The organism is Thiocapsa bogorovii (assembly GCF_021228795.1).
GTDB lineage: Bacteria > Pseudomonadota > Gammaproteobacteria > Chromatiales > Chromatiaceae > Thiocapsa > Thiocapsa bogorovii.
The window spans coordinates 3,610,995-3,625,158 of sequence record NZ_CP089309.1 but is presented as its reverse complement, the minus strand read 5'-3'; the positions used below and the strand labels follow the sequence as shown (position 1 = coordinate 3,625,158).

Here is a 14,164-nt window from a genome sequence, read left to right as displayed (position 1 = left end):
CCCGACCTCACCCTCTGAACCGATTCCAGAGCGAGACGCTCATTTTCGAGTGATCTCGACGTTTCGTTCATCCACAACCCTTAGCGGGAACGCGGTTTACAATAAATTATTTTTCAATGTCTTAAACCGCGCCGACTCCAACGCTCGTCAGGTCTGCCGGGGCCGATCCCATCCAATAACGTCGCATACCGCGCAGTGCGCGGTTTAATCGAAATGAATCTGCGTGTAGGGAAACGCGATCGGCCTCCCCTCCAAAAACTCGGTGAGGAAGGTCCAGATGGCATCGGCCGAGGGCGGGCACCCGGGCAAGAAGTAGTCGATCGCAACCACCTCGTGGATCGGATGCACCTGGTTGAGGAGCAGCGGGATCTCGGGGTCGTTCGGGATGCCCGGATTGTGCACCCCGACGCCGTCGCAGTAGGACTCGCGCAGGCACTCGGCGAGACTGAACTGGTTGCGCATCGCCGGGATCCCGCCGTTGACCGCACAGGCGCCGACGGCGACCAGGGTCTTGCAGCGACGCCGAAACTCGCGCAACACTTCGACATTCTCGGCGTTGGCGACCCCGCCCTCGATCAGACCCAGATCGCAGTCGCCGAGTGTCTTGATGTCGGTCAACGGGGTGCGATCGAAGGTGACCAGATCGACCAGCTGCAGGATGCGCTCGTCGATGTCCAAAAGGGACATATGACAGCCGAAGCAGCCGCAGAGCGAGGCGGTCGCGACACGGGGCTTCTCGGCCATCAGACCACCTCCTCCTCGTGTGCCCGGACGTCGCCGACGATGCTGATGGGCTCGCGGTCGTAGAGACGCTCGCCGATCGGGGTCTCGTAGCCTCGGCCCTTCGGCAGGATGGCACCGGTGGGACAGACATGGGCCGCCTTGTCGGTCGCGGCAAAGCTGGAATCGCCCAACAGGCCACTGTGCGAGTCGATCACCAGATGGCTCTCGAGGCCCCGACCGCTGATGGCGAAGACACGCTTGCCGTCGTGATCGCGGCTGGCCCGCACGCACAGCTCGCAGAGGATGCAGCGGTTGAAGTCGATGACGACGTCCGGGTGCGAGGCATCGACCGATCGGCGCGGGAAGAAGTGGGTGAAGTGCGGCGCGAGCATCCCGGTGTAGTAGGCGACCGCTTGGAGCTGACAGGCCCCGCTCTTCTCGCAGGCGGGGCAGACGTGGTTACCCTCAACGAAGAGCATCTGCAGGATGGCCCGGCGCGTCTCCTGAATCGCCTCGGAGCTGTTGTCGACCTCCAGGCCTTCGCTCGCCGCGGCGGTGCAGGCCGAGACCTGACGACCGCCGATGTCGACCACGCAGACACGGCAACTGCCGTGCGGCGCAAACTCCGGGTTATGGCATAGGTGCGGGATGTAAACCCCGGCGGCGAGCGCCGCATCCATGATGGTCTGGCCGGTCTCGAAGGGGATCTCGCGGCCGTCGAGCTTAAAGGTCTTGCTCATGCGGACACCTCCGAGCCGTCGCCGATATGGGCCCCGATGTCGTCTCGACCCGTGAGTGCGCGGGCCTGCGACAGCGCCGCGTCCAGATCGAAGGACGGGGTGTGTGACGCGCGCGCTAGGCGCCGACCGTAGATCAGCGGGAATTTGTCGAGCGTGTTGACCACATGGTTTGGCGCCGTATGACCCAAACCGCAGTAGCTCGCGCGACGCATCACGGTGCCGATCCGGCGCATCTCGCTCAGGTCGTATTCCGAGCCCTGGCCCGCGGCCACCTTCTCGACCAGGTTGCGCAGGAGCGCCCCGCCGACCCGACAGGGGGTACAGAAGCCGCAGCTCTCGTGTGCGAAGAAGGCCGCGAAGTTGCGGACCATGTCGAGCAGGTCGCGGCTGTGATCGAAGATCATGAAGGAGCCGGCGGTCGGCAGGTCCTCGAAGGCGATGATGCGATCGAAGTCGGCCGGCGAGAGGGTCGCACCCGCGGCACCCGAGATCTGAACCGCCTGGGTATTCTCCGCACCGCAATCGGAGAGGACCTGATGGACCGGCGTGCCGAAGGGATACTCGTAGATACCGGGGCGCGCGCAATCGCCGCTGACCGAAAGGATCTTGCTGCCGGCGGACTGATCGGTGCCTTCCCCGCGGAGCCAATAGCCGCCCCACTGAACCACCCGCGCGGCGGCGAGGAAGGTCTCGACGTTGTTGACCACGGTGGGCTGATCGTCGAAGCCGCTGGTCACCGGAAAGGGCGGGCGCTTACGCGTCACACCGCGCTTACCCTCGAGCGACTCGATCAACGCCGACTCCTCGCCGCAGATGTAGGCGCCCGCACCCAGGTGAATCTCGATGTCGAAGTCGAAGCCGTCCGCACCGAGGATGCGCGTGCCGAGCAGACCTTCGGCGCGGCGGCGCTGGAGGACCGACTCGAGATGCGGCAAAAGGTAACGATACTCGCCGCGGAGATAGAGGAAGCCGCGACGGGCCCCGATAACCCCGGCGCAGACCGTCATGCCCTCGATGACCAGGTCCGTGTAGTCGGTCAGCAGGACGCGATCCTTGAAGGTGCCGGGCTCGCCCTCGTCCGCGTTGCAGACGACGTAACGATCGGTCCCCGGGGCCTCGCGGCAAAAGCGCCATTTGAGTGCGGTCGTGAAACCCGCCCCGCCGCGTCCGCGCAGCCCCGAGCGCTCGACCTCGGCGAGCGCCGCTTCCGCACCCGCATCGAGAAGTCGACGAACGGCGGCGCCGTCGGTCGCCGGATTACCCAGGAGCAGTCCGCGCCGACGGATGTTGTTTTCGACCCGGAAGAACTCGCCCGGCCAACGCTCGAGCGGGATGCCCTCCTGCACCAGATCCGCGATGCGATCGACCCGCTGCGCATCCAGGTTGGTGACGGCTTGGCCGTTGACCAGGAGTGCGGGGCCTTGGTCGCACATCCCGGTACAGGAGGCGAGACCGACGCTCGCGCGCCCGTCCGGGCGGACCAGGTCGCGGCCCCACGCCGGCAAACCCGTCAAGCCGAGACGCTCGATCAACAGACGGATCAGACGCCGGCTGCCCAGCATCCGGTCGGTGATGTTGTCGCTGAAACGGATCTCGAAGGCGCCGCGAGGACGGTCGTGCAGGAAGGCGTAGAAGGCGATGGCAGCGCGCACCTGGGTGCGCGTGACATCCAATGCCACGGACAAGGCCTCGACGGCCGCGTCGGGCACATAGGAAAAACGCTGCTGGACGCGGATCAGATGCTGGAGCAGGTGCCGCGGATCTCGGCCATGGGTTGCAAGCGACTCCGCCACGAAACCCTCGACCGTGACGGTTGCGGACGCATTCATCGGCACCTCCCGCGAGCTTGAGCATCGGGCTGGACATCGTGCTGCCTCATGGCAGTATAGAACATGGTGACGAGGCCTTACGGCCGTCCGGCTCGGCCGATCGCGCCGGGCGACCCGGACAGTAGAAGCCGAGACGCATCGCCCCGACCACGTTCACTTCCGGAAGCATCGGCTCCGGCAAACCGGCACGACCTCGACCCTCGACACGCAAATCGCACATCCTCATTGACGGAGTCGCGCGCCATGACCCGAAAGCTTGCCGGCTTCAACCTCCCCGGCCCCTTCCGGACGGATCAGCTCAAGCCCGGCGACCCCTACGAGCTCTCGGGGGGACACCCCATCGCGTGCCTGCCGGTCGGGGGACGCGGCTCGCGGGCCAATCTGATCGGCGCCACCATCCTCGACACCGATCCCGACGTCGAATCCGCCGGTATCGACACCGGCTTCGCACTGACGCCCGACACCCTCCGCGCGCCGGATGTCGCGGTAGGCAATGTCACCGACGCGCCGGGCTGGCTGAAGGGCACGGCACCGCCGTTGGCGATCGAGTATGCGGACACCGGCCACGACGAAGCGGAGTTGACGGCCAAGATCGCCGACCTACTGGCCGCCGGAACGCGCCTGATTTGGGTCGTGCGGCTGATCGGCCCGCACCGCGTCGAGATCCATTCACCCGAGGGCGCGATGCAACTCGCCTATCCCGGCGAGGTGCTCGCAGCCCCCGGCATCCTGCGCAATCCCGTACCGGTCGCGGCCCTCTTCGACCGCGACGCCGCGCATGAGGTGACCTTACGAAATCTGTTGCAACGCAAGGGCTACCGTGATCTGGAGCACGTACGCAACGACGGAAAGATAGAAGGCAAGCTGGAAGGCAAGGCAGAGGTCAAAGCCGAGGGACGTCACGAGGGCGAGCTGGCAGCCTTGCGCGACGCACTCGTCCTGATCCTGGATCAGCGGGCCTTGAGCATCGGCCCCGAGCAACATGCAGCGGTTCGGGAGTGCGTCGATCCCGACCAATTACGCCGATGGCTGCGACTGGCGATCGGCGCCACCTCGGATTCCGAGATCTTCGGGGCGTCGGCGAACGGCGCCTGAGCAACGACCGGACGCCGGCATCGAAACTCAGACCACCGCATCCACATAAAACCACCGACCCTCCTCGCGCACGAACCGGCTGGTTTCATGGAGACGATGTGCGCGGCCGCCGACCTTGTAGCGGGCCACGAATTCGACGATCCCGTGCCGATCACCCGCACCGCCTGACTGGACGCGACGCACCTGAAGGCCGAGCCAGCGTGGCGGCTCGCTCTCGAGATTAAGCATCGCCGGCCGCGTCGAGGGATGCCAGGTGCGCAACAGATAATCCGACCGCCCCCGGACGTAGGCGACATAGCGCGAGCGCATCAGGGCCTCGGCGGTGTCCGGACGCAGATCCGCGTCCAAATAACGTCCGCAACAGGCCGAATACTCCGCCGGTGCGCCGCATGGGCAGCGTTCGAGAGGGTTCATTGACTTAATTTCACCCGACATCCGCGACCCAACGCCTTGGGAAATAAATTGACATAATATTTTTCGCGACACCACTTGACATCCGCCGCGACGGATTCTACTTTACATAACGCAGACGCTCGCAAGGGGTCTGCAGAAACCGCGGTTCACGAGAACGCGCAACTTCCATATTGCTCAATCGAGGATATGTCAATGACAAACATCGACTTTTCACCACTCTTCCGCTCCATGATCGGCTTCGATCGGATGTCGTCCGCGTTGGAGACGGCCTACCGCTCCGAGCCCGGCGGCTATCCCCCTTACAACATCGAGGCCAGCGGCGAGAACGACTACCGCATCACCATGGCGGTCGCCGGTTTCACCGAGAAGGATCTCACCCTTGAGGTCAAGGAAAACATCCTGACCGTTTCGGGTGCCCGGCCGGATGACGAGGACAAGGGTCAATCCAAGTTCCTCTATCGCGGGATCGCCAACCGCAACTTCGAGCGCAAATTCCAGCTCGCCGACTATGTGCGGGTCCTGGATGCACGACTCGAAAACGGCCTCCTGCATGTCGACCTGCGTCGCGAGATCCCTGAGGCGATGAAGCCCCGCAAGATCGAGATCCGCGGCGAAACGGGCCGATATCTCGAGGGCGAACCTCAAAAGACCCAGGCCGCTGCCTGATTCGTGAGGCGGAGCGTCCACGCTAAGGGCCATAGATGCATCAACCGTCGAGCTCACTCGACGGTGAGCATCTCGCTCTGAGCGCGGCTTCGCTCGATCGTAAAACAAGCCGGGCTGTCGCCCGGCTTACTTTTGTGCGCGCTGCGACGTGGCTCCGATACGCGCTTCCGTCAGGAGCAAGATTCCCGCCCGACGCGCGATCACCCGACAGATTGAAAGCCTTTGCGCCCTTCGCGCCTTTGCGGTTCAAATAAGCCCTTCGATCAACCCCTCGACATCACGATCGTACCCATGCGTTTCTCCGTTTCGATCCGTCTATGCTGGATCTTGCTCGCCTTCTCCAGCGGCACCGGCAGCGCCGGCGCGGCCCTGCCTCTTCAGGTCGCGGGTGAACCCCTACCGAGCCTCGCCCCAATGCTCGAGCAGACCGTACCGGCCGTCGTCAATATCTCCACCGTCACGCGAATCGAGGCGGCCGAGCATCCGCTGATGCGCGACCCCTGGTTCCGCCACTTCTTCACGATCCCGCCCGAGCATCGGCATCGCGAAGAGAACAGCCTGGGCTCGGGGACCATCGTCGATGCCGAGCGCGGCCTCGTGCTGACAAACCACCACGTCATCGCCAAGGCACGCGAAATCCGGGTGACCCTGCACGACGGGCGAACGCTGGTGGCCGAGCTGATCGGTGCGGATTCCGAGACCGACATCGCGGTCCTGCGCATCCCGGCCAAGGACCTGGTCGCCTTGCCAGTGGTGAACTCCGACGCGCTCAGGGTCGGCGACTTCGTCGTCGCGATCGGCAATCCCTTCGGCCTGAGCCAGACCGTCACCTCCGGCATCGTCAGTGGACTCGGCCGCTCGGGTCTGGGGATCGAAGGCTACGAGAGCTTCATCCAGACCGACGCCTCCATCAATCCCGGCAACTCGGGTGGTCCGCTGGTGAACCTGCGTGGGGAACTAGTCGGCGTCAACACGGCGATTCTCGCGCCGGGCGGCGGAAATATCGGGATCGGTTTCGCGATTCCGGCAAACATGGCGGGGGCCGTCATGGAGCAGCTCGTGGAGCACGGGTCGGTCCGCCGAGGTCTTTTCGGCGTTGCCATCCAGGATCTCACGCCCGAGCTCTCCGCCGCGCTCGGCATCGCGGGACGCGACGGGGCCGTGGTCAACGCGGTGGAGCCCGACTCGGCCGCCGCCGCGGCCGGCCTTCAGGAGGGCGACGTCATTCTTACCGTCAACGGCGCCGCCGTAAAAGGGGCCGACGATCTGCGCAACCGATTCGGTTTGTTGCGCGTCGGCGCACGAGTAGAGCTCGAGATCTCGCGCGGGGGCAAGACCCGCCGGATCAAAGGGACCATCGCCGACCCCTACGAGGCCTTCGTCGAGGGGCGTCGTGTCGCACCCGAACTGGCGGGAGCATTGCTCGGCGAGCTCGATCGCCGAGGCGGTATACCGGCACTCCCGGTCGGGACCGTCGAGCCCGGCAGCCCCGCATGGAACGCCGGTCTTCGCGAGGGCGATCGGCTGCTCCAGGTCAACGGCCAACGGGTCGCGAGCCTGCAAGACGTTGTACAGATCCTGCGCCAAACCGGAGACATCCTGAATCTGCGCGTCCAGCGCGGCGATGATCTGGTCGTCCTGGCCCGGCGCTGATCGAGCGACGAGCGAGCGATTCGGATCGAAATTTGGCCTCCCGTTGATCTGGATCCGGTTGCATCTGCCGGATTTCGGTCCATGATTAGGCGAAATTGCATTGACAATTGTCTAGTCGGACGAGTGATACGTCCGAAACGACCCCGAACACGGACCAAAAGCCATCGGACAGGCATAAAACCACCAAAGCAGTATCAGGCCACCCGCAGGGTGGAGGAGCACGCAATGTCAGCCATGCAGATCGCCGGACGGCAGCTCGAGGTCAACAAGCAGGGCCATTTGGCCTATTTCGACGATTGGGAGCCGTCGGTTGCGACGGCCTTGGCCGAAGAGGAAGGTCTGAGCCTGACCGAATGCCATTGGGCGGTCATCAATTTCCTTCGCGAGTACTACGCAACCCACGAGATGCCGCCCTCCCCGAAGGTCATCATCAAGACCGTCGGCGCGCATGTCTCACCCCATACACCCTGCTCGCGCAAGCACCTGGAAGGACTCTTTCCGAACGGAGGCTGCAAGCAGGCCTGTCGTCTTGCCGGGTTGCCGCGGTATTACTGCCATTCCTGCTAAACCGCGTCCGGAGCCGCACGTCTGGTTTGTGAATTGGATCGACGACGGCCGCAACAACGACTGTCGGAGCTGACGCGGTTTAGATTCGAAAGCTTTTGAAAATCTAGGCCGCGCTGCTCCGCCGATGCCTGTTGCGCTTACTGTCGCCAGCGCTAACTGCGGATCAGCGTACCGCGGGATTGTGCCGAGCCGAGCGAGGCACAAGACGCCGCTGGCAGCATGCAGCTTCAGATCGGATAGGGCAACCGACCGTAAATCCGGCTCAGCACGCGCAGCCGCTCCGCTGCGTCGTCCGTCAACATGTCGTCGCGATAGCGCCAGAGCCAGTTGCCCTCGGAGGTGCCGGGACGGTTCATGCACGCCTCGGCAAGACCCAGGACATCCTGCATCGGAAAGAGCGCAAGCGCTGCGACCGACCCGAGCGCGCTGCGAATGAAATCCCAATGGATTTCGCTGCCGTCGCTGTTGAGATAAAGCATCGCGTTGTGTCGGGTCTCCGAGTCGCGCAGCGCCCACCATCCGAGCAAGGTGTTGTTGTCGTGTGTCCCGGTGTAGACCGCGAGGCTGGAACGATGATTGTGGGGTAGGAAGGACGAGCGTCCGAATCCGCCCTCGGTGTCCTCGAACCCGAATTGCAGGATCGCCATACCGGGCAGGTCGAGCCCGTCGCGCAAGGCCTCCACGTCCTCGGTGATGACCCCGAGATCCTCGGCGATCAACGGCAGCCCCTCCCCCAACGTCGCACGCAATGCGTCGAAGAGCGCCATCCCCGGACCCGGCATCCATCGGCCGTTGACGGCGGTCTCCTCCGCCGCCGGGATCTCCCAGTAACCGGCGAACCCACGGAAGTGATCGATCCGCACCAGGTCGACCAGCTCCAAGACCCGTCGCAGACGCTGCACCCAGAAGCTGTAGCCGTCGGCCGCCACCTTCGGCCAATCGTAAAGCGGATTGCCCCAACGCTGCCCGGTCGCGCTGAAATAATCCGGAGGCACACCGGCGACGACCGTCGGATGACCCGCTTCGTCGAGCTGAAACCATTCCCGATGGGTCCAGACCTCGCTCGAATCATGGGCAACGAAGATCGGCATATCGCCGATGAGGCGAACACCCCGGCTGTTGGCATAGGCGCGTAGCCCGGACCATTGCGTGAAGAAGAAGTATTGGATCAGGCGCTGGGCATCGAGCTCGCGCGCATGCGACTTACTCCAGCGGGCCAGGGCCTCCGGCTCGCGTCGCGCCAGGTCGGCACGCCACTCGGTCCAGGGACGATGACCATGGTGAACCTTCAGCGCATGATAGAGAGCAAAGTCGTCCAACCAGTCGGCATGCGCCCGCCGAAACAGGAGATAGTCCTCGCGATCGGTCTCGCTCGCATGCTCCTGGAAAGCATGCACCGCGCGTGCAATCAGCGCCCGCTTCCACGGGATGACGGCATGGAAATCGACCTGATCGCTCCAGAAATCCGGGACATCGAGATCGTCCGGGTCGAGCCAACCCGCGTCCACCAAGAGCTCCGGACTGATCAAGAAGGGGTTACCGGCGAATGCGGAGGTGCACTGATAGGGCGACTCGCCATATCCGGTCGGCCCGAGCGGCAACATCTGCCACAACCCCTGCCCCGCTGCCTCGAGAAAATCCACGAAACGTCGAGCCGAGTGCCCGAGATCGCCGATCCCGAACGGGCCGGGCAGCGATGTCGGGTGAAGCAAAATGCCGCTGGTGCGGTGCATGCCGTGACTCCAAAGTCTGGGCGAGGAATAAAAAGCATGAGTCTACCCAAAGCGCGGCCGAAAAGCCGCGCGGGATTGCTCGCGAGTTCTCACCGTCGATGATTTGAATTCAGCTACACTTTCTAAGTATTTTCCGCGCCGGACCGACATCGGGCGCTCGCTTCCACATAAGAGACGCGTCCAGATGTTCAAGCAAATCCGTCTGTGGGCCAACATTCTCCTGGTGATCGGCGCCGCAATTGTCCTGGCCATCACCACGCTCACGCTCGTGAGCCTGCACAATCTCGAGACCCTAAGCCGTCATTCGGAGGAGTCCGAGCTGCGTCAGTTCGCGGCAATGGTTCAGGCACGCATCCGCGATGACGTCGACTTGGCGGAGGCACTCAGCGTCCTCGTCGCCGAGATGCCGGAGGTCCAGGCGCGCTTCGCCGCGGGCGATCGCGGCTGGCTCGTCGAGCAGCTTCACCCGCCGTTCGAGGCCCTCGCGCGCGACTTCGGTGCGGTTCAGTTCCAGTTCCACACCGCCCCGGCCACGTCTTTTCTGCGGCTGCACATGCTGGAGAAGTTCGGCGACGACCTTTCGAGCTTCCGTCAGTCCGTGGTGGATACCAACCGCGATCGCAAGCCTCACCGCGGGTTGGAGCTCGGTGTTGCGGGTCTCGGCGCTCGCGGCGTGGTGCCGGTGTTCCGAGAGGGGCGCCACCTCGGCTCGGTCGAATTCGGCATGTCGTTCGGACAAGACTTCTTCGACGACTTCAAAGCAAGCTACGGCGTCGATGCGGCGCTCTATATTCTCCGTGACGGCGAGGCGGAGACCTTTGCAAGTACCCATGAAGGTCAGCCCTTCCTCGGCCCGGACGCGCTGAGCGCTGCGTTCGCCGGAGAGCCCCAAGTCGCGGAAATCGAGATCGGAACAACTCCGGCCGCGGCCTACGCGGAGATGATTACGGATTATTCGGGCAAACCGCTCGGCGTGGTCGAGGTAGCGATGGATCGCACCCGGCACGTTGCGGCCCTCGACGAGACGCGCATGCAGGCCATGATCATCGGCGTGCTGGTCGCGCTCTTCAGTATCGGGATCTCGTTGATCACGGCCCACGCCATGACCGCACGGATCCGCCGGCTGACCAACGAGATCGATCGTGTGACCAATGGCGATCTGAGCGGTGGCGACGCGATCGACGGCAAGGACGAGCTGGCGGACCTCGCCCGCGCGCTCGCGGGCATGCGCGAGCATCTCAATGCGTTGGTGACGGGCGTGGAGACGACCGCCTTCTCGGTCCACGCGGCATCACGCGAGATCGCGCAGGCGATCGACGGACAGGCCGCGACCTCCAGTCAGATGTCGGCCTCCGTGGCCGAGATCACCTCGACGATGGAAGAGCTCTCCGCCTCCTCGACCCAGATCGCGGAATACTCCGAGTCCGTCGTGAACATCGCCGGTCGGACCTATGACGACAGCCTTCGCGGCTCGGATGCCATGCAGCGTCTGGTGGAGAAGATGCGACGGATCGGCGAGGACAATCAGACGGCGTTGAACGAGATCCTCGAGCTCGGCACCCGCTCCAAGGAGATCTCCAAGATCATGCAGATCATCGATACGGTGGCCGATCAAACCAAGTTGATCGCCTTCAACGCTGCCTTGGAGGCATCCTCTGCGGGTGAAGCCGGAAAACGCTTCGGCGTTGTCGCCGCCGAGATCCGCCGGCTCGCCGACTCGGTGACCGAATCCACCGGAGAGATCACCGGGAAGGTCGCCGAGATCCAGGAGTCGATCAACCGGCTGGTGATCAGCTCGGAAAAAGGCTCCACCGGGATCCAGCAGGGAATCGCGGACTCGGCCAGCACGGCCGACATCCTCCAAGCCATCGTCGAGGCGGCGAGCGAGACCTCGACCTCCGCCCAGCAGATCAGTCTCTCCACGCAACAACAGCGCACCGCCAGTAGTCAGGTTGTGGTCGCCTTGCGCGAGATCGTTACCGCCAGCTCGGAAACCGCCGGTGCCGTGCGCCAGATTGCCGATATCGCGCGGGACATGAACGAGCTCGCCGGTGCGCTGCAGTCCAGCCTGGATCAGTTCGTACTCGAAGGAGCAAACACGCCGGCTGCCGCATCCGGTGGGTCGAGCGCGTCCTCATGACCGAGCACTCGAGGCCACCCGTACGGGTCCTGGTGGTCGACGACAGCCGCTCCGCAAGGAGCCTGATTCGCGCGTTGATCGAAACCGCGCCGGGGCTTGTCGTCTGCGGCGAAGCCGCGGACGGTCGGGAGGCGGTCGAAAAGACCCTCGCACTCAAGCCCGACGTCGTCACCATGGATCTTCAGATGCCCGAGATGGACGGGATGCAGGCGATCGAGGAGATCATGTCTCGTCATGCCGTGCCGATCTTGGTCCTTTCCGACCTGGCCGACGCCGCCAACGCAATGGCAGCGGTGGCACGCGGTGCACTCGAGGCCGCGCGCAAGCCGACCTTCGACGAGGGAGCGGGATTGGCGTCGCGCCTGCGCATCCTGGCCCGGATTCCGGTGATCCGCCATATCCGCCGCAACGGCGCACTCGTCGTCAAAGACGTGCCCGACGATCCGACACTCTCGGCTTGGCCTGAGACGCGAAGAGACACACCGCCGAGCCGACCCGGCTCGCCTGTCGTTGCCATCGCCTCCTCGACCGGCGGGCCTCAGGCCCTCGCTCGAATCCTACCGGACCTCCCCGCAGACTTTGCGGCCCCGGTTCTGATCGCACAGCACATCTCCGATGGCTTTGCCGTGGCAATGGCCGACTGGTTGGATCAACTCTGCGCGCTGCCGGTCAAGATCCCCGTCGAGGGCGAGGCGCTCCTGCCTGGGCGGGTCTATATCGCCGATTCGATCACCCACATGACGCTCGGTGCCGGCCGGCGCATCCGCTTGGAGCAGCGCGCCGAGTCCGACGTGTATCGCCCGAGCTGCGATCGGTTGCTGACAAGTGTCGCGGCGCAGGTCGGGCGCGATGCGGTCGGCGTGATCCTCACCGGGATGGGGCGCGACGGCGCACAAGGGATGCTCGCGCTCGCGAAGGCCGGCGGGACAACCATCGCCCAAGACGAAGCCACTTCCGTCATCTTCGGGATGAACCGCGAGGCGATCCTCGCCGGCGGCGTGCAGCTGACGCTGCCGCTCGATCTCATCGCGGACAAGCTCTGCATGCTGGCTGGTTGTGGCGCTGCCATCGGCGCCGGGGTTGCCTGATGCCCCTCCAGTCCTTCAAGGGTTTCGTCAAGGATCGCCTCGGGCTGCACTTCGGCCCGGACGCGGATGAACGACTCCGATCCCTCCTCGCGGGCAGGATGACGGCAACCGCCGCGGGATCGATCGACGCCTACCTGAAATCCGTCGCGGCCGATCCGGTCGAGCTCGGGCACCTGACCAGCTTGCTGACGGTCAAGGAGACCTATTTCTACCGTGAGCCAGATCATCTCGATCTGCTCGTGGAGCGGCTCGTGCCGGCGCGCCTGACCCAAGCCGAGAAGGGCAATCCGATCCGGATTCTCTCCTTGGGATGCTCCACCGGCGAGGAACCCTATTCGATTGCCATCGCCTTGCGCGAGCGTTACGGCGATCTCGCGGGGCGTCTGTTTAGGATCACGGCAGGCGATGTCGACGAAACCGCACTCGAGCGCGCCCGCACGGCGGTCTACAGCCCGTTCGCGTTTCGGGCCCTGCCCGCCGAGCTTCGCGATCGCTGGTTCTCGGCGCTTGACGGGACGCACCGACGCGTCGACGCGGCGATCCGCCAACAGGTCGATTTCATGTCCTGGAACCTGCTTGCGCCTGACTACCCGCCGGCGATGCAGGAACAAGACATCATCTTCTTCCGCAATGTGTCGATCTACTTCGACCCGACAACCCGCAAGGCGGTCATCGCGCGGTTGCGGGATCTGCTCAAGCCCCGTGGTCATCTGATCGTCGGTGCCTCGGAGACACTCGCCAACGACTTCGGACTGATGCGCCTGGTGGCGCTGGACGGCGTCTTCCTGTTCGAGCGGGCCCCGGTCGAGCCCTTGCAAGGGATCGCGGACCCGGGACTCGGTGGGCGCTCGGCCGCGGCCGGGAAGACGCGGCCGTGCGCCCGCCCGCCGCGAGCCGACCCAGTGCGATCCGACTCGGCCGATCGACGTGATCCGGGCTCGATCGACCTTCGCCCGGAAACAGCCGGCTCGATCGCGCCGGTCACGAACACGGTCGATCGAGAGCGCTACGAGAGGGCCCTGGCCTCGGCCCGATCCGAGCGTTTCGAAGAGGCGCTTCACCATCTCGGCCCGCTCTGCGATCCCCGGGACGCCGCCGCCGAGCATCTCTCGCTCCAAGCCCATCTGCTGCTCGAACGCGGCGACACGGCCAGCGCGGAAGCGGCCGCACGACGGGCCTTGACGCAAGATCCTTGGTCACTGGAAGCGCTCCTCTTGCTCGGGCGCTGCGCACTTCTGCGCGGCGACACACAGGAAGCGATCGGCGCCTTGCGTCGGGTGGTGTACGACAAACCCGGCTGCTGGAGAGCCCACTTCCAGCTCGCCGAAATCTATCGCCAGAGAGGCGAGCCCGTGCCGGCAGGACGCGAGTACCGGATCGTGCTGCGCCAGCTGCAGAACGATGCACTCGCAATGCAGAACACGGGCGCGCTGCCCTCGCTCCTGTCGGTGAAGGATCTGCGCTTCCTTTGCGAGACGCACCTGGCCCGTCTCGCCGAAACCGCGGCCTGAGCACC

Annotated in this window: 12 protein-coding genes; 7 read left to right on the top strand and 5 right to left on the bottom strand. The window is 64.7% G+C overall.

Features of this window, described 5'->3' with window-relative positions; translation table 11 throughout:
* Window positions 1-204: 204 nt before the first annotated feature.
* The 3 genes from LT988_RS16220 to LT988_RS16210 are packed head-to-tail and all read right to left on the bottom strand — an operon-like array spanning window position 205 to window position 3,292.
* Window positions 205-744, bottom strand: coding sequence for an NADH-quinone oxidoreductase subunit B family protein (locus LT988_RS16220; protein ID WP_232406578.1), 540 nt, complete (start codon window positions 742-744; stop codon window positions 205-207).
* Window positions 744-1,463 carry a 2Fe-2S iron-sulfur cluster-binding protein gene (locus tag LT988_RS16215; protein WP_232406577.1) on the bottom strand — a complete coding sequence of 240 codons (720 nt, stop codon included), beginning with the start codon at window positions 1,461-1,463 and terminating at the stop codon, window positions 744-746. The genes LT988_RS16220 and LT988_RS16215 overlap by 1 nt, the downstream gene beginning before the upstream one ends.
* Window positions 1,460-3,292 (bottom strand): NADH-ubiquinone oxidoreductase-F iron-sulfur binding region domain-containing protein, encoded by a 1,833-nt coding sequence (locus tag LT988_RS16210; RefSeq protein WP_232406576.1) that lies wholly within the window; start codon window positions 3,290-3,292, stop codon window positions 1,460-1,462. Before LT988_RS16210 ends, LT988_RS16215 begins: the two co-directional genes overlap by 4 nt.
* A gap of 243 nt (window positions 3,293-3,535) precedes the next feature.
* Here LT988_RS16210 and LT988_RS16205 point away from each other — a divergent pair, with 243 nt between their 5' ends.
* Window positions 3,536-4,387 carry a Uma2 family endonuclease gene (locus LT988_RS16205; protein WP_232406575.1) on the top strand — a complete coding sequence of 284 codons (852 nt, stop codon included), beginning with the start codon at window positions 3,536-3,538 and terminating at the stop codon, window positions 4,385-4,387.
* A 27-nt stretch (window positions 4,388-4,414) separates the two neighbouring features.
* On the opposite strand, the gene LT988_RS16200 is transcribed toward LT988_RS16205, so the two are convergent.
* Window positions 4,415-4,801, bottom strand: coding sequence for a YchJ family protein (locus tag LT988_RS16200; RefSeq protein ID WP_232406574.1), 387 nt, complete (start codon window positions 4,799-4,801; stop codon window positions 4,415-4,417).
* 192 nt (window positions 4,802-4,993) lie between these two features.
* Here LT988_RS16200 and LT988_RS16195 point away from each other — a divergent pair, with 192 nt between their 5' ends.
* The 3 genes from LT988_RS16195 (at window position 4,994) to LT988_RS16185 (ending at window position 7,687) form a co-directional block, all read left to right on the top strand.
* Window positions 4,994-5,467, top strand: coding sequence for an Hsp20 family protein (locus tag LT988_RS16195; protein WP_232406573.1), 474 nt, complete (start codon window positions 4,994-4,996; stop codon window positions 5,465-5,467).
* A 291-nt stretch (window positions 5,468-5,758) separates the two neighbouring features.
* Window positions 5,759-7,120 carry a DegQ family serine endoprotease gene (locus tag LT988_RS16190; RefSeq protein WP_232406572.1) on the top strand — a complete coding sequence of 454 codons (1,362 nt, stop codon included), beginning with the start codon at window positions 5,759-5,761 and terminating at the stop codon, window positions 7,118-7,120.
* A gap of 225 nt (window positions 7,121-7,345) precedes the next feature.
* Window positions 7,346-7,687: a TusE/DsrC/DsvC family sulfur relay protein gene (locus tag LT988_RS16185; RefSeq protein WP_007191634.1), complete on the top strand. Its 342-nt coding sequence runs from the start codon at window positions 7,346-7,348 to the stop codon at window positions 7,685-7,687.
* A gap of 227 nt (window positions 7,688-7,914) precedes the next feature.
* On the opposite strand, the gene malQ is transcribed toward LT988_RS16185, so the two are convergent.
* A complete protein-coding gene (malQ, locus tag LT988_RS16180) occupies window positions 7,915-9,420 on the bottom strand; it encodes a 4-alpha-glucanotransferase (RefSeq protein WP_232406571.1) in 1,506 nt (501 codons plus the stop codon).
* A 184-nt stretch (window positions 9,421-9,604) separates the two neighbouring features.
* On the opposite strand from malQ, the gene LT988_RS16175 reads away from it, so the two are divergent.
* Genes LT988_RS16175 through LT988_RS16165 form a run of 3 tightly spaced genes read left to right on the top strand, consistent with a single transcriptional unit; the run spans window position 9,605 to window position 14,159 of the window.
* On the top strand, window positions 9,605-11,560 hold the full coding sequence (locus LT988_RS16175) for a methyl-accepting chemotaxis protein (RefSeq protein ID WP_232406570.1): 1,956 nt from the start codon (window positions 9,605-9,607) through the stop codon (window positions 11,558-11,560).
* Window positions 11,557-12,648, top strand: coding sequence for a chemotaxis-specific protein-glutamate methyltransferase CheB (gene cheB, locus LT988_RS16170; protein WP_232406569.1), 1,092 nt, complete (start codon window positions 11,557-11,559; stop codon window positions 12,646-12,648). The genes LT988_RS16175 and cheB overlap by 4 nt, the downstream gene beginning before the upstream one ends.
* Window positions 12,648-14,159: a CheR family methyltransferase gene (locus LT988_RS16165; RefSeq protein WP_232406568.1), complete on the top strand. Its 1,512-nt coding sequence runs from the start codon at window positions 12,648-12,650 to the stop codon at window positions 14,157-14,159. The genes cheB and LT988_RS16165 overlap by 1 nt, the downstream gene beginning before the upstream one ends.
* The last annotated feature ends 5 nt before the right edge of the window (window positions 14,160-14,164 follow it).

Bases quoted from the DNA above. Each gene is read 5' to 3' on its own strand.
- LT988_RS16165 (WP_232406568.1), top strand. From the start codon at position 12,648: ATGCCCCTCCAGTCCTTCAAGGGTTTCGTCAAGGATCGCCTCGGGCTG.
- LT988_RS16215 (WP_232406577.1), bottom strand. From the start codon at position 1,463: ATGAGCAAGACCTTTAAGCTCGACGGCCGCGAGATCCCCTTCGAGACC.
- LT988_RS16185 (WP_007191634.1), top strand. From the start codon at position 7,346: ATGTCAGCCATGCAGATCGCCGGACGGCAGCTCGAGGTCAACAAGCAG.
- LT988_RS16200 (WP_232406574.1), bottom strand. From the start codon at position 4,801: ATGAACCCTCTCGAACGCTGCCCATGCGGCGCACCGGCGGAGTATTCG.
- malQ (WP_232406571.1), bottom strand. From the start codon at position 9,420: ATGCACCGCACCAGCGGCATTTTGCTTCACCCGACATCGCTGCCCGGC.
- cheB (WP_232406569.1), top strand. From the start codon at position 11,557: ATGACCGAGCACTCGAGGCCACCCGTACGGGTCCTGGTGGTCGACGAC.
- LT988_RS16175 (WP_232406570.1), top strand. From the start codon at position 9,605: ATGTTCAAGCAAATCCGTCTGTGGGCCAACATTCTCCTGGTGATCGGC.
- LT988_RS16195 (WP_232406573.1), top strand. From the start codon at position 4,994: ATGACAAACATCGACTTTTCACCACTCTTCCGCTCCATGATCGGCTTC.
- LT988_RS16210 (WP_232406576.1), bottom strand. From the start codon at position 3,292: ATGAATGCGTCCGCAACCGTCACGGTCGAGGGTTTCGTGGCGGAGTCG.
- LT988_RS16190 (WP_232406572.1), top strand. From the start codon at position 5,759: ATGCGTTTCTCCGTTTCGATCCGTCTATGCTGGATCTTGCTCGCCTTC.
- LT988_RS16220 (WP_232406578.1), bottom strand. From the start codon at position 744: ATGGCCGAGAAGCCCCGTGTCGCGACCGCCTCGCTCTGCGGCTGCTTC.
- LT988_RS16205 (WP_232406575.1), top strand. From the start codon at position 3,536: ATGACCCGAAAGCTTGCCGGCTTCAACCTCCCCGGCCCCTTCCGGACG.